The following is an 18,476-nucleotide window of genomic DNA, read 5'->3' as shown; positions in this document are numbered from 1 at the left end:
CGTCCGCCCGTCCGCTTGTTCGTTCGGGCGCCTGTGCAGCGCTCATGCAGAGCAGTTAATACCGTGGCTTGACATGCTTCTTTCACACTCGACTCGTAGCGTTAGCGCTCTTTTAACGCGCTGGCGCACTGCTGCCGGCTTATCGAATCTGCCTTTGCCTCTATCCAATCCATCGTCCGCGGATGCGCGGACCTGCGCTGAACCAGTGTGGATGGTGCCGCTTGAGCGACATCCATGGTACGACCATGTGCGTCTGAAACGCGTCTTCGTCGCCGACGGCACGCGGCATCAGGTCGTGCTCGTCGACGCGCGCAAGCTGCTTGCGTGCGCCGATCGCGACAACACCGATTATGTGCTGAAGCCCGTCGCCGAATGGCATGCGGGGAAAGTGCGCGGCATTCGCGAGTTCCTCGACCCGGACAACCCGCGCATTCCGCAGATGCCCTACGTGACCATCTGGACGCGCCGTGCGCCCGGCTTGCTCGGGTGGCTGGGTCTGCAACGCGAGGGCGTGGTGGCGTTTCGCAACGGGCAGCATCGGGCGCGCTATCTCGCCGAGGCTGGGGCGCGCTGGTTTCCCGTCGAGGTGCACGAGCGCGAGGCCGCGTTGCTGCGCGAAATGTGCGGTGCACCGGACGACGCCCGCACGGCGATCCGTCCGGTTACGCTCAACGCGGGCAGCGTGTAGGTGTTCGGTTCACCGGATGCGCCGGATGCGCCGCCGGTGGGCCCAGTGCGTTGAACAGACGGAGCTAACCGTTTGCGCGTACCACGTTGCGGGGCGCGCCGGCCTGCCACGCGGCGACGTTCGCGAGCGTGGTCTGCGCGATCTCGTTCATTGCCTCGCGCGTGAAGAATGCCTGGTGCGCGGTCACGATCACATTCGGAAACATGAGAAGACGCGCGAGCACGTCGTCTTGCAGCGGCAGATTCGAATGGTCCTCGAAGAACAGCCCGCCTTCTTCCTCATACACGTCGAGCCCCAGATGGCCGAGCTGGCCGTCCTTCAACGCGCCGACCAGCGCGTTGCTTTCGACGAGCCCGCCGCGCCCGGTGTTGATCAGCATCGCACCGCGCTTCATCCTGGCGAGCGCGGCCGCGTCGATCAGATGGTATGTGGCCGGCACCAGCGGACAATGCAGGCTGACAATGTCCGATTCCGCCAGGAGCGTGTCGAGCGCGACGTAGCGTGCGCCGAGCGCGAGCAGGTCGTCGGCGGGCGTGCCGGGATCGTGCGCAAGCACGCGCATGCCGAAGCCCGCCATGATGCGTCCGAACACGCGCCCAATCATGCCGGTGCCGACCACACCGACTGTCTTGCCATGCAGATCGAAACCAAGCAGTCCGTGCAGCGAGAAATCGCCTTCACGCGTTCGCGCGACGGCGCGCGGAATGCGCCGGTTCAACGCAAGGATCAGGCCGACAGCATGCTCGGCGACCGCGTGCGGCGAATAAGCGGGCACGCGAGCGACGGCAATGCCAGGACGCTCGGCGGCCGCAAGGTCGACATGATTGAAGCCTGCCGAGCGTAAAGCGATCATGCGCGTGCCGCCCGCATGCAGACGTTCCAGCACGGCAGCGTCGATCAGATCGTTGACGAACGGACACACCACCTCATAGCCGTGCGCGAGAACGGCGGTCTCGCTATCCAGATGCGATTCCTGGAAATGCAGTTCATAGCGATGCGCGGCATTGGCTTCAGTGAAAGTCTCGACGTCGTATTGGCGGCTACTGAATAGAATCATGCGCATTGCTTACTCCAGAAAATCGCGTACGGGCGCGCGCTCATTTTCCGCTCAATGCGGCCGACGCAGCCCGCTTCGCGCGAATGAGTATAACGAAGTTATGGTAATCGGCAATCCGACAAGTGCATGAGAACATGTTTTGCTTAGGTCCACGTTTTGCGAAGTTCAAGATTAATGACGGAAAAAATAGCATTGACAGGCCTACTAAACTTACATAACTTAAAAAAGCTCGTGAAAAATCGTGAGGTAGTCGGGCTTGCAGTGCGGCTTGCAGCCGGACCTTTAATGACCCAGCGACGCAATGCCGCATTCATGTTGCGCAAAAACACATGTGCGATATGACGCTTAATTGGTTTAGTTTTGTTGTCTGCAGTTGAGGCAGATCACACTCGAAGGAAAGGTGTGCACGATTTGACTGCCGATCTATTTTGCGCAAATTGCGAACGAACACGTAAATCGGTTACCTGCCATGAGCGGTGAATTGCTGAAGCCTCAACCGGAGATCGCGCCATTCACGAGCCTTGTAATCGGCTATTTGCGTCCTGCCTTTCGTATCGACGTCCGTCTTGCCGGCTATCTCGCGCATATCGCGTTATTCCCTGCGTTATGCGCTGCGTTATGCCCTGCGTTATCCCCTGCGTTATCCCCTTTACGCCCGCATTGACGGATGGCCAACAATGCTTTGCCAATATCGGCCGGCTGTCACGCTCGCTCCTGTACTCCGCAACATGCATTTACCGACGCAGGTTCCGGCGGTTCCCTATCGCGCCGGCAAGCCAGCTTAAACGGGTTCGCGTCGTCGCACGCGCCCGGCAGCACCATGCAATTAGTATGACAAACCAACTAGCGAGGGCATGATGGACTGGCTACATCACATCTTTCAGAAATCACCGGAGATGGCGCTGTTTTTATCGCTGGCGGCCGGTTACTTCATCGGCCAGATCAACTTCGGCAAGTTCCAGTTGGGCGGCGTCGGGGGCTCACTGCTTGCGGCCGTCGTCATCAGCCAGGCGGGCGTCACGATCGACAACGGTGTGAAAAGCGTCATGTTCGCCGTCTTCATCTATGCGGTCGGTTACGACTCCGGGCCAGGCTTTTTCAATTCGCTGAACCGCAAGACGCTGCGTGAAATTGCGATGGCGGTCTTTCTCGCCGTCACGGCGTTGATCACCGTAGTGGTGTGCGCGAAGCTGTTCCATCTGAACAAGGGGCTCGCGGCCGGCCTTGCGGGCGGCGCACTTACACAGTCCGCGATCATCGGCACTGCGGGCGACGCGATTGCGCGCCTCGGCCTGCCCGCCGACGAGGTCAAGGCGCTGCAGTCAGACGTCGCGATCGCCTACGCGGTGACGTACGTGTTCGGCTCGCTCGGCGCGATCATCGTGTGCGTCAACATCCTGCCGAAGTTCATGGGACAGAGCCTGCGCGACGCATCCATCGAGGCCGAGCGCGAACTCGCGTCGGGCGGCGCTTCGCGCGGACCTGGGCAGCTTCTCGCGCTGCCGGAACTGGTGGGACGCGCGTACAGGATCGACGTGAGCGCAGGGAAATCCGTGAAGCAGGTCGAGACGCTGCATCGCGACCTGCTGACGATCGAGCGCGTCAAGCGAGGCGGTCAGGCGCTGGATCCGACGCCGGATCTGATCCTCGAGCCCGACGACGTGGTGCTGGTGGTGGGCCGCCGCGAAGCCGTGGTCGAGTTCGGCTCGAACGGCAGCGAGGTTGCCGACATCGGCGATGTGGGCGTCGTCATGCAAACGCGCGAAGGCGTGTTCACGCGCAAAGGCATGAATCACACGACGATTGCCGCCGCGCGCGAGATCGTGGATCGCGACATGCGCCACGGCGTGTATATCCAGAGCGTGTCGCGCGCCGGCCAGCCGTTGCCGCTTCTTCCCGAGACGAAGCTCGAACACGGCGACGTCATCACCTTCTACGGATCGCCGAAAGACACCAAACGCGCCGTCGAAGCCGCCGGCTACGAACTGCCGTACACCAACAAGACCGACTTCATCTACATGGGCGTGGGTCTCGTGCTGGGCTTGCTGATCGGGCTGATCGTCGTCGATGTCGGCGGTATTCCGCTCACGCTCGGTTCCGGCGGCGGCTGCCTGCTCGCGGGCCTGCTGTTCGGCTGGATGCGCGGCAAGCATCCGATGTACGGCGTGATGCCCACGGCGGCGTCGCAGCTGCTGAAGGACTTCGGACTCGCGGCCTTCGTTGCCGTGGTCGGTCTGAATTCCGGCTTGCAGGCGGTGGTCACCGTCAGGCAAAGCGGCATCACGATCTTCCTGCTCGGCGTATTCGTCACGCTGTTTCCGCTCGTGCTCACCATGCTGTTCGGCCGCTACGTGCTTCGCTACAACAACGCGGCCATTCTGGCGGGCGCGCTGACGGGCTCGCGCAGCGCCAATCCGGCGTTCGGCGGCGTGCTCGACAAGGCGGAAAGCGCGGTGCCTACCGTGCCGTTCGCCATTACGTATGCGATTGCAAACGTCGCGTTGACTTTGCTTGGGCCGTTAGTGGTGGGGCTTGTCTAGCAAACGCGGTTTATCGGTCTCTTCGCGCCGGCCGCAGCCTCACGCAGGCAACGCGCGGCGGCGCTTTCATCTGGCTCATTGGAGAACACATCATGGCGAAAGAGAAGGGCGACAGCAAACGTGGCGATATGGCGCAAGCGGGTTTTGACGCGCTCAGTCCGTTCGAACTGAAGGACGAGCTCATCAAGGCCGCGGGCGGCGGCGTCGTCGAGCGTCCGGCCAACGTCGCAATGCTCAACGCGGGCCGCGGCAATCCGAACTTCCTCGCGACGATTCCGCGTCACGGCTTCTGGCAACTCGGGCTCTTTGCGATGCGCGAGTCGGAGCGCTCGTTCGCCTACATGCCGGAAGGCGTTGGCGGATTTCCGCGGCGCGAGGGGCTCGAGGAGCGTTTCGACCTGTTTCTGCGCGAGAACAAGGGCGTGCCTGGCATCGACTTCCTGCGCGGCGCGGTGTCGTATGTGCGCGACCAGTTGGGTCTGTCCGCCGGCGACTTTCTGTATGAGATGTGCGAGGGGATACTGGCATCGAACTACCCGGTGCCGGACCGCATGCTTAAGCTATCCGAAATAATTGTGGGGCAGTACCTGCGCCGCGAGATGATCGGCCAGCATCCGTTCGTCGGCGAATTCGATGTTTTCGCCGTGGAAGGCGGTACCGCCGCCATGACCTATATCTTCAATACGCTGCGCGAAAATCACCTGATCCAGGCGGGCGACACGATTGCGCTCGGCATGCCGATCTTTACGCCGTACATTGAAATTCCGCGTCTGAACGACTACCAGTTGAACGTCGTGAATCTCGAGGCCGACGTCGCGAACGGCTGGCAATATTCGAAGGGCGAGCTCGACAAGCTGCGCGATCCGAAAGTGAAAGCGTTCTTCCTCGTGAACCCGAGCAATCCGCCTTCGGTGAAGATCGACGACGAAAGCCTGCGCTACATTGCCGACATCGTGAAGGAACGGCCCGACCTGATTCTCCTCACCGACGACGTGTACGGCACCTTCGCGGACAATTTCGTGTCGCTGTTTGCGCTCGCGCCGAAGAACACCATCCTCGTGTACTCGTATTCGAAGTACTTTGGCGCGACCGGCTGGCGGCTCGGCACCATTGCGACTCATCGCGACAACGTACTCGACAGGTTGATCGCCGGGTTGCCGAACGACGTGAAAAAGCAGTTGCACGAGCGTTACGAGTCGATCACGACCGAGCCCGGAAAGCTCAAGTTCATCGACCGTCTGGTGGCTGACAGCCGAACCGTGGCGCTCAATCACACGGCGGGGCTGTCTACGCCGCAACAGGTGCAGATGGTGCTGTTTTCGCTGTTCTCGCTGATGGACACGCCCGACGCATATAAGAATGCACTCAAGCGCCTGATCCGCAAGCGCAAGCAGGCGCTCTACGAAGAGGTCGGCATTTCGTTCGCCGACGACGATCCGAACCAGGTCGATTACTACACGATCCTCGACGTGGAGTTTCTCGGCGAGCGGGCCTATGGGCGCGAGTTCGTCGACTGGCTGCTCGACAACACCGAGCCTTCCGAACTGCTATTCCGCCTCGCGCGCGAGGCGCGTGTCGTGCTGTTGCCGGGACGCGGCTTCGGCACGCAGCATCCGTCGGGGCGTGTGTCGCTCGCCAACCTCAACGAGTCGGATTACCGGCAGATCGGACGGGCCATGCGTCGACTGATCGAGGAATATGTAGAGCGTTTCAACGCGGCAACCGGCAAGAAACTCGACAAGAACGCCGTGAAATGACGTCTCGCAACGCGTGCCGAGAGGGCCTCTTCGCGGCACAGTTTGGTCAAGCAAGGTCAAAAAACTTGCGCAATCGCGCGGATCGGTGAATGATCGAACGACGGCCTCGCCAGCGTGACTGCTGGCGAGGCCGTTGGCTCCTGTGCGTTCATCTTGCGTTTTTCTTCAAGTACCGATCATGCCGACTTCATCATTCAACGTTACGTCCGCTGCTGTGCCCTGTCCGGCTGTCGAATCGCTCGACGCCATTCTTCCCGAAGAGCCGTTGCTGATGATGGGCGCCGGTCCTGTGCCGATTCCGGCCGCCGTCGCCAAGGCCAATACGATCGTGATCAACCACCTGGGCGCGACCATGGTGAAGGTGATCAGCCAGGTGAAGACGATGGCGCGCTACGTGTTCCAGACTCATTCGAAGTGGGTGCTGGGCGTCGCGGGGCCGGGTTCGGCCGCGATGGAAATGGCGATCTCCAATCTCGCGTGGGAAGGCACGCGCATGCTCAGCATCAAGAACGGCTTTTTCAGCGGACGGATGGCCGAGATGGGCCGCCGCGTCGGTGCGCGTGTGAGCACGCTGGAGGTCGCGGACCGGTCGGTGGCGACTCTCGACGAGATCGCCGAGGCGATTCGCCGCGAGCGCCCGGAGATCGTCACGGTGGTGCAGGGCGAGACATCGAACACGGTGTGGAACTATCAACTGAAGGACATTGCCGCGTTGGCCAAGGCGGCGGGTGCGCTGGTGATCGTCGACGCGGTGTGTACCTTGAGCACCATGCCGCTCGCCATGGACGCATGGGGTATCGACGCGGTCATCACCGGTGGCCAGAAAGGCTTGTCGTCGATTCCGGGCGTCTCGCTCATTGCGTTTTCCGATGCGGCCTGGGAGCGCGTGAAGGGGCGCACCGCGCCGAACGCGCATTGGTGTCTGGATGCGTCGCTCGCCGAGAACTTCTGGCACAACGCGGGATATCACTACACGGCGCCGGTTTCGGGCGTGCTGGCATTGCACGAGGCGTTGCGGCTGGTGTGCGCCGAGACGCTGGAGAAGCGCTTCGCGCGGCACCAGAAATGTTCGGTGGCGTTGCAGGACGGCGTGACGGCGCTCGGCTTGCAGTTGTATGCGCCGAAGGAGTGCCGGTTGAATTCGGTGGTGGGAATCGAGGTGCCCGCAGGCTTGAGTCCGGGCGATGTGTGCGCGCATATTTCGCGGCAACATCAGGTGGAAATTTCGGGTTCGTTCGGCTTGCCGATTGTCCGGATCGGACAGATGGGCGAGCAATGCCGCGAGCACAACCTGTTTCGCACCGTGCACGCGTTGGGGCGGACCATGGTGGACCTGGGCGTTAAAGTGGATTTGCCCGCCGGGGTGGCGGCGCTCGAGAGGGCGTTGTCGGAAGGAAAATAGCCTTGAGCGCGGTCGGCCGTGCGTGGACGATTGAGTCGCGCGGCAGAAGATGCGCGGCTGTGCGGAGGGATCACTCGCGAGAGCCAGCGCCGACAGATGATGGTTGTCGGCGCTGGCTTTCGCTGGAAGCGGTGCAGCGCTCAGGCGCGGTCCAGATCCGCCTTCAGCATGTCGAGCCGCGTCTGGCCGTCCGGCGTGAAGTGCGTGCCGAAGCGCACCAGGCCCCTCGCATGCAGACGACAGATCATCGTAAAGCTGAGCAGCATGCCCGGCTCCGTTTCGCGGATGTTGATGTCCACGGCCCGCACGCGCGGTTCGTACTTCAGCACTGTCGTCTCGATTGCCTGCCGCAGCCTGTGCGCGGACGAGGGCAGATGCCGGTAGATTTCCGACAGGTCGTCGAGCCCATAGTCCGGCAAATGAGCAAGCCCGTTGCGGCGGCTATTCAGAATGCGTTGAATGTTGTCCTGCACTGAATAGAACGTTTGCGTCGCGGCATCGTAGTCGTCGATGCGCGCGCCGTTGGCAAAATGGCCGGTCACCGCTTCGAAGAGACCGGGGCCACCGCGTGTCATGCCGCGGCCTCATGCGCGCCAGCGCAGCCGCTGTCGAAATCGACGCCAATGCCTGCTTCTTCGGTATAGCCGAGCGTGATTCGCGAAGGCAATTGCCGCGTCGCAACGCGCTCGAGCAGTTCACGCGAAAGTACAGGAAGAATCTGCTGATCGAGCAGACTGTCGATGTTACGCGCGCCGGAGTCCGGCAACAGGCACGCACGCACGAGTTCGGCAACGAGGGCATCGTCGCAGACAAGCGGCACGCCAAAGCGCTTTTCGATGCGCCGAGCAACCTTCTCGAGTTTCATCCGTACGATTTGCGCGAGCGCTTCGGCTGTTAAAGGCCGATACACGACGGACTGAAAGCGCGCGAGCAGCGCCGGCTGAAAATGTCCGACCAGTTGCGGGCGGATTGCTTCCATCAGCATGGCGCTGGTCACTTCGCCGCTGTCTGCCGGTGTGAGCGTTGTTTCCGCTGCCGTATCTTCGTTCGAGCTTTCCTGGGAAGCTTCGACTGCGGCCATGATCTGCTCGCTGCCCAGATTGGAGGTCATCACGATGACGGTGTTGCGGAAGTCGATTACGCGGCCTTCGCCGTCGCGCATGAAGCCGCGGTCAAACACCTGATAGAACAGATTCAGCACATCGCGATGGGCCTTTTCCACTTCGTCGAGCAGCACCACGCTGTAGGGCCGTTGACGCACCGCTTCGGTCAGCACGCCGCCCCGCCCATAGCCGACGTAACCGGGTGGCGAGCCCTTCAGTTGCGAGACCGTGTGCGCTTCCTGATACTCGGACAGATTGATCGTGATCAGCGCGCGTTCGCCGCCGAACATGAGGTCGGCCAAAGCCCGTGCCGTTTCGGTCTTGCCGACGCCCGAAGGCCCGACAAGCAGAAACACGCCGAGCGGCGCCTCGTCGGACTTCAAGCCGGCCTTGGCGGCGCGCAGGGTTTTGCCCAAGGCTGCAAGCGCATCCTGCTGGCCGACGACGCTGCGCGCGAGCCGTGTCTCCAGTTCGAGCAGTGTGGTCAGTTCGTCTTCCAGCAGGCTGCCGACGGGCACGCCGGTCCAGTCGGCGATCACGCGTGCAATCACAGCTTCGTCGACTTCCGCGTGGATCAGCGCGCCGCTCGCGTCGCGGGCGAGGCGCGCATGTGCCGCTCTGATCGCCGGCTCCAGATCGCGCCGCGCGGAGTCGTCGGGCGCATCACGCCACTGCGCGCGTAGCTCGGTGAGCGACGTGACGGCGACCTTCTGCCCGGCATAATCTGCTTCGAGTTTCTCCGCTTCGATGGCGAGGGCTGCGAGGCGCGCGTCGATGCCGCGAAGCCGCTCGCTCATATCGACCGATGTCGCGCCCTGGTCTTCGACCAGCGCCTCGCGCTCGACGCGCAGCGCGGCAAATTCCGCATGACGCGCGGCGATGGCGACCGGCGTGGCGTCCATGCTCATGCGCACGCGCGCGGCCGCCGTGTCGATCAGATCGACGGCCTTGTCGGGCAGTTGACGCCCGGTCAGGTAGCGGCGCGACAGACGCACGGCCGCGTTCACGGCGGCGTCGGTGATATGCACGCCGTGATGGCGCGCGTAGCGCTCCTTGAGGCCGCGCAGCATGAGGCATGCGTTGTCGTCGTCGGGTTCGTCGACCTTCACCATCTGGAAACGGCGTTCGAGCGCGGCGTCGCGCTCGAAGTACTGCTTGTATTCGGACCACGTGGTTGCGGCGATCGTGCGCAGTTCTCCGCGGGCGAGCGCCGGCTTCAGCAGATTCGCCGCGTCGCCGCTGCCGGCCGAGTTGCCGGCCCCGATCAGCGTGTGGGCTTCGTCGATGAACAGCAGGATCGGCGTGGGCGATTGCTGGACCGCCGAGATCACGTTCTTCAGACGCTGTTCGAACTCGCCCTTGACGCCCGCGCCCGCTTGCAGCAGGCCGAGGTCGAGCGTGAGCAGGCGCACGTCGCGGATCGCGGCGGGCACGTCGCCCTCGGCGATCTTCAGCGCCAGACCTTCGACGAGCGCGGTCTTGCCCACGCCAGGCTCCCCGACCAGGATAGGGTTGTTCTTGCGCCGGCGAGCGAGGATATCGATCATTTGCCGGATCTCGGCGTCGCGGCCGAACACGGGGTCGATCGCGCCTTCGCGCGCTTTCTGCGTCACGTCGATGGTAAAGCGGTCCAGCGCCTCGGACACTGGCTTGGCGAGGGCGCTCGCGTGCGCGACGGCGGGGAACAGGTCGGAGTCGCGCTCGTCGTCCATCGCGCTGTCCGATGCGTCGTCCGTGCTCGGTACGTTGCCCGGCTCCTCTGTGCACGGCCTCGCCGCGGGCGCTTCGACGGAGGTCCAGTTGAGCTCGGGCGTGAGGCGCTCGATCTGCGCAGACGACAGCGAGAGCAGCGCCCACGCGTCCGGCGCGCGCAGCAGTTGCGGCATGTCCGCGAGCGCCGCCAGCAGATGCGCGGAGCGGATCAGCGGTGTTTGCGCTTCGAGCGACGCTCGCAGCCAGGCCGCCTCGAGCAGTTGCCCGAGGCGATGGGACAAGCCGGGCTTGCCGCGCAAGTCGTGCGGCAAGCGGTCGATTGCACTCAGCAGGCCGTTCCAGACTCCGTCCACGTCGAGCGTATAGCGGCGCATGATTGCCACGATGTCCCCGTCGCCCAGTTCGAGCAGCTTGATCAGCCAGTGTTCGACTTCAATGTCACGATGGGCACGCGTCGCGCACAGACTGGCGGCGTCGGCGAGCGCGCGGGCGCAGTGATCGTTGAGGCGGCGCAGATACGGAGAGAGGTCGCGATGAGTCATGGCGGCAAGCGGCTAATAATGCGGCGTGAGAGGCGGTGAAAGAACGATCAGAAAGCGATAAGAGAGCCATGTGAGCGCGACAGGAGCGCGGTCGTCTGCGCCGGTAAGCGTGCCGACCCGCATTGGCTGACCAATGGCTGACCAATGGCTGGCTGACGACCAATGCCTGACGATGGCCGGTCCGAACCGCCAATAAACGGACGGACCGGCGCTTGGTCAGTGCTGGGCGCAGCGCGTCATCAGGAGCGCTCGTTCCAGGTGTCGGTGTGGATGATGTTGCCGTCCTTGTACGACCACGTGATCTTCTCGTAGCGCAACTGAACGTCTTCGAGATGATTGTGCTTTTCGAACTCCGGGTTCTTGATGTCGTGCATCTTCGGGTTCACCGCCACGACCTTCACGTTGTCGAGCTTGGTGTTGAAGTACTCTTTCTCCTTGCCGGCGTCGTCGATCTTGTACCACTTGATTTCGACCGACTTGAGCGTCTGGCCGCTTGTGACGGCCTTGTATAGATACGGCGACGAGGCGTCCGTCTCCTTCGTGAAGGTTATCGGCAGGTGTACGCGGGTGCCGGTCAGTTTGCCGGTGTTCGAATCGGTCGGGATACTCACGCCGTGTTGAAGCGCTACGACTTCGACGCTGCCTTCGCGACCCTGAACGGTGACCGAACCCTTGATGTCGGCGCCGCCATCGTCCTTGATCCACATGTATGCCGGAATTGCCATTTTCTTCTTCCTTTTACTCCAGTGAACAGGCCGTGTGGCCTTGGGGGATAGAACGGCTATTGCCGTTCCTGCTTTCCTCAAACGTGTCCCGGCAATCCGGGACCAGCGTGATTTCGACCCGACGGTTGGCTGCGCGACCTGCCTCTGTGGTGTTGGGCGCCTTCGGGCGGGTGTCGCCATATCCCTGGATCGCGAAGCGCGTCGGCGCAATGCCGGATGCGTCCGCCAGCCAGTTCCGCACGGACGCGGCGCGCGCCTCCGAAAGCTTCAGATTGCTGGCCGCGGCGCCGACGGAATCGGTATGGCCCGCGACCAGCACGCGCTTGTCCGGATGCGCCTTGATCATTTCCAGCGCGCCGATCAGCACGCGGTTGGAGCCGGGATTCAGGACCGCGCTGCCCGATCGGAATAACGACATGCTGTCCAGTTCGATGGTGGGCGGCGGAATGGGCGCAGGGGGCGGCGGCTGATAGCTGGCAATCAGCGCGTTGAGCGGTTGCAGCAGCGGGGCTCCGCGGTACAGGCCCAATCCGAGCCGGGGCGGCACGCCGAGGCTCCCGTAGCGTTCGAGCTCGTCGCGATCCCGCTTGACGGCTTTAAGTGCGTCGACGCGGGCTGCGTCCTCGGCGGGCGCGATCGCTTTATAGCGAGCCATATCGCCGACGACCCGTTCGACCAGCGCGCGATTCTGCCAGGCCGATGCAGCGGCGGCCGCGCAAAAGCCGGCGGTGAGCCACACGAACGCATGCGCTAGCGCGCGCGGCAGCGCGCGTCGTACGGACTGGGCCTGGATTCCGCGAATCAGAGGTTCTGGCAGCGGGTAATACGGTGGCGTACGCGGCTGGAGCGTGCGCGGCTGCGGCGTGCCTGATTGGAGACTGCGCGTTGCTTGTGTGTGCGCCGCGCTCGCCCGCTGCGCGCCACCGTCTGCGCTGGCGAGCGGCAACTCGGTGATGCCGGTGACGAACTGGCCGAATAACGAATCAGCGGCGGGTCGTCCGTCGATTGCGGTCACGCCCAGCGCCGCAAGCTGCAACGCACCACGTTGAGCGTTGACGAACACCGGCACGATAGTGTGGGTTGCCCAGCGCACGATGGCGTCGAGCCGTGCAGCACGGTGCGCGCGCAACTCGCGTTCCTCCGGAATCTCCGGACTGGCCATATGCGTGTACTGTGCGAGTCGCGCTGCGATCAGGTCGGCCAGTGCGTCGGGCTGCATTCCCTCTGCACCGGATACGCCGAACCAGGGCGCGTCCTCTTGCGATGATCCTTTTTCGCGCGCATAGAGCGCGACGCATACGGGCAGCGCATAACCGACCGCGCGGCTCGCTTCCCCGATTGCAGAACACCAGCGCCTGAGTGACGCCTGCAGTGTGACGGCCCCCGTGGCCTCATCGGCAGCCAGTAGATACGCGATGGCGTCGGGCCCCTGGCCGTCACGCCAGCGCTTGAGCGCATCGGCCAGATACATGAGCCGCGTCGGGTCCTCGTTGCGTACCCAGATAACGGAGTCCGTAATGCGCACGAGCCCGGAGCCGAATAGCTCGTCCAGTTTCCCGCCGCTGTCGCCCACGGCGATCACCAGCGGCGTGTTGTGTTTCAGTTCGGCAGGCAGCGAGCCAAGCGCCGTGTCGGCGGCGTCCAGCACATGGCGGGTTGCCTGACGCCGGGCGCGCGCACGTTTGGTCACGAGCACGACGGCAACGAGCGCGCTGAAAATCACGAGCGCGGCGAATATCGCGTTCCACCCGGCGGACCAGGGTGAAGACAGTGCGAGCCAGACCAGCGCCAACAGCGCGACCCACACGAACAGCGTGCGGTACGGATAACCACTTGGGTAACCAGTCAAACGCGGCTCCATCAATGTGCTATCCGGGCGACGGAGGCGTTGAGCCATTGATCGAGCGCGACGTACACGACGGTCGCGACGACGCACGCGCCGACGACCCACGTCAGCGGCGAAAGCCGCTCCGTCCAGCGACTCGCGTCGTGCGCTTTGATCACGACGGGACCGGCTGTGTCCTGCGCGCGACCGAGCCGTTCGCCGAGCGCCTTGACGAGCGCCGCGCGGGCATCGCGCCCGGCCAATGCGAACTTGCCCGTGAACCCGAGGTCCAGCACTGCACAGAAAATTGCCAGCAACGGCAGCACCGGTTGCGGCTCGGCCAGGCGGCGCTCGATACGCGCGATCAGTTCATGCCCCGCCTCGTTGCTCTGGAATTCGTCGACTTGCAGCGGCAGGCGCTCCCACGCGTCACGATCTTCGCCCCTCAGGTTGCTCAGCGCTGTTTCGTCGAGCAGCGCGCATTGGGCGTAAGCGGCGTCTTCAATCACGCCGTGCGGATGACCGGCAGACCGCATTTCCTCGCGCAGCCTGCGGACCTGCCCCTGGCATTTCTCCCTGAAGGCGCTGAACGACTGCGGCGCGGGATCGGCAGCAAGAAGAGCGACCGTCAGCGCCGTGTCGCGCAGCGCTACAGGCAAAAGAGAAGGCAGCAGCGTGGGCGTGCGGTTTGTCGAGGCGGTCGTCATGTCGGCAGCACCGCGTAAAGTTCGAGCGACACGTCCGGCATGGAGGCCGGGACATAAAACTGGCATGCGCGAGCATCCACCATCCGTTTGAACGCCGGGTGGGCGCCGTCGAGCGCAAAATACTGATTCTCGATCCGCACAGGAATGGCTGCGGGAAGCCGCGACATGCTGCGCAACGGAATGCCGGACAGCGCGGAGTTGACGATTTGCTCGACCTCGTCGGGCGCACCTGCCTTGCACAAGCGCGGCAACTGTTCAAGCAGAGCGTGAGCGGGCAGGCCGGATCTGACCGACAGGTAGTAGTCCGCACCTTCGACAAGCCGCTCGTCGTTGATCTTGCCGAGCCAGGCCGTGTCACGAATCCGTTCGAGGGCGATCGGCACGACGCGCGACGGAATTACCGTATCGAGCAGCGTACGGATGAGCGATTCCAGTTCCGCAAATACCGGCTCCGGCGCGCGGTGCGCGTACGGCGGAATAGCCCGCAGCGTTTCGGTAGTCGAGAACGTGAGCAGCGAGCCGGCCAACCGCGCCAGCACGCCGTACAGCCGCTCGGGATGCTGGTCCGGCGCCTGGCATAGACGCGCAAGATCCGGCCATGTGCTGTTCACGCTATGCAGCAGCCAGAAGAGCGAGACGTCGGCGACAGCGTAGTCGGCGATCTGATCGGAGCGCTCGCGCCGGCGCACGGCGAGACTTGCGCTCTTCGCGCTGAGGATTTCAGATAGCCGGTTCATGCGGCTCGTCAACTGACCGCTTGCGGAGAGCACGAGGCACGGCGGGACGAAGGCTGCATCGATCTCGAAGCGGCCTTGCGCGTTGCGCACAATCCTGCCGATCGGGCACGTCACATAGCCGGCCGGCTCCTCGAAGTCGAACAGCAGCGCAAGCGAATGCCGCTCGACGCTGATTTCTTCCTTGCCCTCGCCGTTGAGATCGGCGACCTGCAGAAATTCCCGCGTGAAGCGGCGTGGACGGGCAGGCTTCTCACCAGCTTCGATGCAGTTTCCGCCCTGCGGGTCGATGACCGGCAGGGCCGCAAGCACGATGACCGCTTCCGTGTGCGCAGGCACTTCGCTTAGATCACGCGGCGACGGCAGTCGGTCGGCGGATTCCGTATCGAACAGGGTGCCGTCGGGCAGGCGCAGATCGAGCGACTCCAGTTGCAGACGGTCGATCGACAACGCCTGCGTGTCGAAAGCAACCGTGGTCACTCCCCATGGGTCGGGACTGCCGATGCGGGCAATACGCTCGTCGGCGTACCGCTCCCATAGCGCCTGTTGCTGGAAATGCTGGGGCGTCATAAAAATGCCCTGTGCCCACAGCGGTCTTGTAATCTTCATCGTTATGGTTGATGCCTGAAACGTCCCTAAAGCAAGTCCCCTGGGACACGGTTTCGCATTGACATGCGCACCGCGCGGCACCTCTTGAGCGCCGCGCGGAAACTACCCAACCAGCTCGGACAGTCGGCCTCTAGTTCTTTGCCTTCGGCATTTGCGAGACAAGCGAGAGATTGATGTCCATCCCTTCGATCTGGAAGTGCGGCACGATGAAAAGCTTGACGCGGAAGAAGCCCGGGTTGTCCTCGATGTCCTCGACAATGACCTTTGCTTCGCGCAGCGGATGCGATGCCTGCAGGTCATCGCCCGGATCCGTCATTTCGGTGACGAGGGACTTGACCCACGTGTTCAGTTCCAGCTCGAGCAGACGGCGATCTTTCGTCGTGCCGATGTTCTCGCGCTGGATCAGCTTGAGATAGTGCGCGATTCGCGAGAGCAGGAAAATATATGGCAGACGGGCGTTGACGCGGCTGTTCGCCGTGGCCTCTTTGGTGTCGTACACCGCCGGCTTTTGCGCCGAGTGCGCCGAGAAGAAGCACGCGAAGTCGTGGTTCTTGTAGTACGACAGCGGAATAAAGCCCAGATTGGAGAACTCGAACTCGCGCGTTTCGGGAATCAGCACTTCGCTCGGAATCTTCGCCTGGTTACCGGTGCCCAGGTCGTACAGGTGGATGGGCAGGTCTTCCACCAGGCCGCCTGCCTGCGGACCACGAATCTGCACGCACCAGCCGTTCTTAATGAAGCTTCTCACCATGTTGGCCGCAAATGCGAACGACGCGTTGGCCCACAAATAGCGCGTGTGATCGGGGCCCTTGACCGCTTCCTCGTAATTGAACGCGCGCACCGGCGTGGTGTCGGGGCCGTACGGCAAACGCGCGAGGAAGCGAGGGAGCGTGAGACCGATGTAGCGGGCGTCATCCGACTCGCGGAAGCTCTTCCATTTCAGGTATTCGGCGCGATCGAAGTAGTTGCCGATGTCGCGAATACTTGCGACTTCCTCCATCGAGTCCTTGCCGAAGAACTTTGGCGAGACCGAGCCAATGAACGGCATATGAGCAGCCGCCGATACCTTCGCGATATTGCGCAGCAGCGCGATGTCCTGCGGGCTGCGGTCGAACTCGTAGTTCGAGATGATCGAGCCGATCGGCTCGCCGCCCGGCGTGTCGTATTCCTGAATGTAGGTGTGCAGGTACAGACCGCTCTGGATTACTTCAGGCGTGTCCTCGAAGTCCTGGCGCAACTGTTCCTTCGACACGTCCAGCACTTCGATGCGCACGTTCTTACGGAAATCGGTGCGATCAACCAGGAACTTCAGGCCGCGCCACGCAGATTCGATCTGCTGGAACGTTTCGTTATGCATGATCGCGTCGAGCTGACGGCTGATCTGCCGGTCCAGATGGGCGATGTGGAAATCCAGCAGACTCTTGTCGAGACGATCTACCTGTTGCGACGATTCGTTGATCATCTTCAGGAACACGCTCATCGCCTGCGCGACGCGCTCATCCAGCGAGGATTCCGACAGCGAGTCCGCATTCTGGAAGGAGTCGAACGGACGCGTTTGCTTGACAGGCGTCAGGTTGATCTTTTCGCAGAGGGATTCGTAGACGCTCTTGCCGGAGGCGTCCAGCACGACTGCGTCTGCTGCTGCCGAATCCTGAAATGCCGTTTCGTTCTTTGCCATGTTCAATATTCCTCGTTGAGCGGCGATTACTGTTGCGCAGACGGTGCGGATTCACCGATTTGCTGCAGGTCCGAGCGCAGGCGGTCGGACAGGGCCGGGTCCTTGAGGATTTTCTCGAGTTCGCGACGGAACGTTGCGTTATCGAGCAGGTTTGATTTGAGGTCGCGCAGCAGGTTGCGTGCAGCCATCAGCGCGCGCAACTCGGGCACCTTGCCTGCCACGACATCCGGTCTGAAGTCGTCCATCGAATTGAATTCGAGACTGACCGGCAGTTCCGAGCCGTCGCCTGCCAGCGTATTCTCGACAGCGATCTTTGCCTTGGGGCTGTAGTCGGCTAGAACCGAATTGAAGTTGTTCTTGTTGATGTCTATCTTGGTGCGTTCTGCGAGTGAACGCGTGTCCTGGCCGTTGCTGTAGTCGCCCATGACGAGCAACTTCAGCGGAAGCTCAACCTTTTTCTGAGCGCCCCCAGTATGCAAGTCAAGCTTGATATTGATTCTTGCTTTCGGTACCTCGTTCTGGAAGCTGTTTGCCATTTTTTATGTCCTTAGGATCTTGAGTGCCGATACATCAATCAGTACAACAAACATGAATAGCGAATATGTAACACACGGTTTTCGTCTTGAAATTGCGTTTTTGAAAAAAATCATCAAGATTAAAAAAATTGCTTGAATCCTATTCACAGAACGTGCGGAAGCAGTTACCGTTGCTCCTCAAAACTCACCTGGCAGGATCATAAGTACTACAGAGAGTGTGAGTACGATGCGATACGAAGGGGATAGCAAGCGATGGCTGATCTGAGTGAAAACGTCGGCGGGTACGCAGCGACCCCGCGAGCCGTAACGGGGCGGCAGTCGTATTTTCTTGAAGTAACAGGGCCTGCCAACGGTTGCGAAATTTCTGTCGTATCGTTCAGCGCTGTCGAGCGTATCGGCGAACCGTATCGCGTGATTGTGGAGATTGCGCATCCCGGTTTGCTTTCACGCGCGGACTACCTCGGCCGCGATGCGAGCTTCACGATCGATCCCGCCGACGGCAGTCCGCCACGCGTGTTCGCCGGCTGCATCACGCGCTTCAGCAGGACGAAGACGACTAAAGACTTCACCGGCTACCGGATCGTGGTCGAAGCGCATATCGCGCGTTTGAGGCTTGCGCGCGCGAGCCGCATCTACCAGCAACAGAGCGCGCCGCAGATCATCGAGGCGATCCTGCGCCGGCACGGCTTCAAGGGCCATCAGTTTTTATTCAAGCTGCGGCGGAAATATCCACAGCATCCCTTCCGTTTCCAGTATCAGATGTCGGATCTTTCGTACATCCAGATGCTGATGCAGAAGGAAGGCATCTACTGCTATTTCGAGCAGGGCAAGCATGGCGACGTGATCGTGTTCGGGGATGA

The 18,476-nt window shown here is 62.3% G+C and carries 14 protein-coding genes; 5 read left to right on the top strand and 9 right to left on the bottom strand.

The features are described 5' to 3' along the window. Positions 1 to 73 precede the first annotated feature (73 nt). Positions 74 to 688, top strand: a complete 615-nt coding sequence (locus tag A3AC_RS0122210; RefSeq protein ID WP_025601498.1) for a plasmid fertility inhibition factor family protein — start codon at positions 74 to 76, stop codon at positions 686 to 688. A 64-nt stretch (positions 689 to 752) separates the two neighbouring features. On the opposite strand, the gene A3AC_RS0122205 is transcribed toward A3AC_RS0122210, so the two are convergent. Continuing rightward, positions 753 to 1,751: a 2-hydroxyacid dehydrogenase gene (locus tag A3AC_RS0122205; RefSeq protein WP_025601497.1), complete on the bottom strand. Its 999-nt coding sequence runs from the start codon at positions 1,749 to 1,751 to the stop codon at positions 753 to 755. Between the two features lie 851 nt (positions 1,752 to 2,602). On the opposite strand from A3AC_RS0122205, the gene aspT reads away from it, so the two are divergent. From aspT to A3AC_RS0122190, 3 genes are all read left to right on the top strand, one after another. Further along, complete coding sequence (gene aspT / locus A3AC_RS0122200; protein WP_025601495.1) at positions 2,603 to 4,285, top strand: aspartate-alanine antiporter; 1,683 nt, start codon at positions 2,603 to 2,605, stop codon at positions 4,283 to 4,285. A 92-nt stretch (positions 4,286 to 4,377) separates the two neighbouring features. Then, entirely contained in the window at positions 4,378 to 6,042 is a 1,665-nt protein-coding gene (locus A3AC_RS0122195) for a bifunctional aspartate transaminase/aspartate 4-decarboxylase (RefSeq protein WP_025601493.1), read from the top strand. A 178-nt stretch (positions 6,043 to 6,220) separates the two neighbouring features. Continuing rightward, the gene (locus A3AC_RS0122190) at positions 6,221 to 7,444 is read left to right on the top strand and encodes a pyridoxal-phosphate-dependent aminotransferase family protein (protein ID WP_025601491.1); all 1,224 of its coding nucleotides are present in this window, start codon (positions 6,221 to 6,223) and stop codon (positions 7,442 to 7,444) included. Positions 7,445 to 7,584: 140 nt separating this feature from the next. On the opposite strand, the gene tssE is transcribed toward A3AC_RS0122190, so the two are convergent. The 8 genes from tssE to tssB form a co-directional block, all read right to left on the bottom strand. Next, positions 7,585 to 8,019: a type VI secretion system baseplate subunit TssE gene (tssE, locus tag A3AC_RS0122185; protein ID WP_025601488.1), complete on the bottom strand. Its 435-nt coding sequence runs from the start codon at positions 8,017 to 8,019 to the stop codon at positions 7,585 to 7,587. Continuing rightward, positions 8,016 to 10,802, bottom strand: a complete 2,787-nt coding sequence (gene tssH / locus A3AC_RS0122180; RefSeq protein ID WP_025601487.1) for a type VI secretion system ATPase TssH — start codon at positions 10,800 to 10,802, stop codon at positions 8,016 to 8,018. The genes tssE and tssH overlap by 4 nt, the downstream gene beginning before the upstream one ends. Before the next feature lie 239 nt (positions 10,803 to 11,041). Then, positions 11,042 to 11,527: an Hcp family type VI secretion system effector gene (locus A3AC_RS0122170; protein WP_025601485.1), complete on the bottom strand. Its 486-nt coding sequence runs from the start codon at positions 11,525 to 11,527 to the stop codon at positions 11,042 to 11,044. A gap of 13 nt (positions 11,528 to 11,540) precedes the next feature. Then, complete coding sequence (locus A3AC_RS0122165; protein ID WP_025601483.1) at positions 11,541 to 13,388, bottom strand: OmpA family protein; 1,848 nt, start codon at positions 13,386 to 13,388, stop codon at positions 11,541 to 11,543. Continuing rightward, complete coding sequence (locus tag A3AC_RS0122160) at positions 13,388 to 14,059, bottom strand: DotU family type IV/VI secretion system protein (protein ID WP_025601481.1); 672 nt, start codon at positions 14,057 to 14,059, stop codon at positions 13,388 to 13,390. The genes A3AC_RS0122165 and A3AC_RS0122160 overlap by 1 nt, the downstream gene beginning before the upstream one ends. Continuing rightward, on the bottom strand, positions 14,056 to 15,402 hold the full coding sequence (tssK, locus tag A3AC_RS0122155) for a type VI secretion system baseplate subunit TssK (protein WP_025601480.1): 1,347 nt from the start codon (positions 15,400 to 15,402) through the stop codon (positions 14,056 to 14,058). The genes A3AC_RS0122160 and tssK overlap by 4 nt, the downstream gene beginning before the upstream one ends. Positions 15,403 to 15,532: 130 nt before the next feature. Then, positions 15,533 to 17,080 carry a type VI secretion system contractile sheath large subunit gene (tssC, locus tag A3AC_RS0122150; protein WP_025601478.1) on the bottom strand — a complete coding sequence of 516 codons (1,548 nt, stop codon included), beginning with the start codon at positions 17,078 to 17,080 and terminating at the stop codon, positions 15,533 to 15,535. Positions 17,081 to 17,106: 26 nt separating this feature from the next. Then, complete coding sequence (gene tssB, locus A3AC_RS0122145) at positions 17,107 to 17,616, bottom strand: type VI secretion system contractile sheath small subunit (protein WP_025601477.1); 510 nt, start codon at positions 17,614 to 17,616, stop codon at positions 17,107 to 17,109. 252 nt (positions 17,617 to 17,868) lie between these two features. On the opposite strand from tssB, the gene A3AC_RS29475 reads away from it, so the two are divergent. Continuing rightward, the coding region (locus tag A3AC_RS29475) for a phage late control D family protein (RefSeq protein ID WP_035475644.1) at positions 17,869 to 18,476 on the top strand (608 nt) is incomplete at its 3' end.

It is taken from the genome of Burkholderia sp. WSM2230, from assembly GCF_000472445.1.
Taxonomy (GTDB): domain Bacteria; phylum Pseudomonadota; class Gammaproteobacteria; order Burkholderiales; family Burkholderiaceae; genus Paraburkholderia.
The sequence above is the reverse complement of the archived record's forward strand: the minus strand, read 5'-3'. Positions and strand labels throughout refer to the sequence as shown.

Excerpts from the sequence above, each read along its gene's own strand:
- tssE (WP_025601488.1), bottom strand. The coding sequence starts at position 8,019 with ATGACACGCGGTGGCCCCGGTCTCTTCGAAGCGGTGACCGGCCATTTT.
- tssK (WP_025601480.1), bottom strand. The coding sequence starts at position 15,402 with ATGAAGATTACAAGACCGCTGTGGGCACAGGGCATTTTTATGACGCCC.
- A3AC_RS0122205 (WP_025601497.1), bottom strand. The coding sequence starts at position 1,751 with ATGCGCATGATTCTATTCAGTAGCCGCCAATACGACGTCGAGACTTTC.
- A3AC_RS0122160 (WP_025601481.1), bottom strand. The coding sequence starts at position 14,059 with ATGACGACCGCCTCGACAAACCGCACGCCCACGCTGCTGCCTTCTCTT.
- A3AC_RS0122165 (WP_025601483.1), bottom strand. The coding sequence starts at position 13,388 with ATGGAGCCGCGTTTGACTGGTTACCCAAGTGGTTATCCGTACCGCACG.
- A3AC_RS0122170 (WP_025601485.1), bottom strand. The coding sequence starts at position 11,527 with ATGGCAATTCCGGCATACATGTGGATCAAGGACGATGGCGGCGCCGAC.
- A3AC_RS0122210 (WP_025601498.1), top strand. The coding sequence starts at position 74 with ATGCTTCTTTCACACTCGACTCGTAGCGTTAGCGCTCTTTTAACGCGC.
- aspT (WP_025601495.1), top strand. The coding sequence starts at position 2,603 with ATGGACTGGCTACATCACATCTTTCAGAAATCACCGGAGATGGCGCTG.
- tssB (WP_025601477.1), bottom strand. The coding sequence starts at position 17,616 with ATGGCAAACAGCTTCCAGAACGAGGTACCGAAAGCAAGAATCAATATC.
- tssH (WP_025601487.1), bottom strand. The coding sequence starts at position 10,802 with ATGACTCATCGCGACCTCTCTCCGTATCTGCGCCGCCTCAACGATCAC.
- A3AC_RS0122195 (WP_025601493.1), top strand. The coding sequence starts at position 4,378 with ATGGCGAAAGAGAAGGGCGACAGCAAACGTGGCGATATGGCGCAAGCG.
- tssC (WP_025601478.1), bottom strand. The coding sequence starts at position 17,080 with ATGGCAAAGAACGAAACGGCATTTCAGGATTCGGCAGCAGCAGACGCA.
- A3AC_RS0122190 (WP_025601491.1), top strand. The coding sequence starts at position 6,221 with ATGCCGACTTCATCATTCAACGTTACGTCCGCTGCTGTGCCCTGTCCG.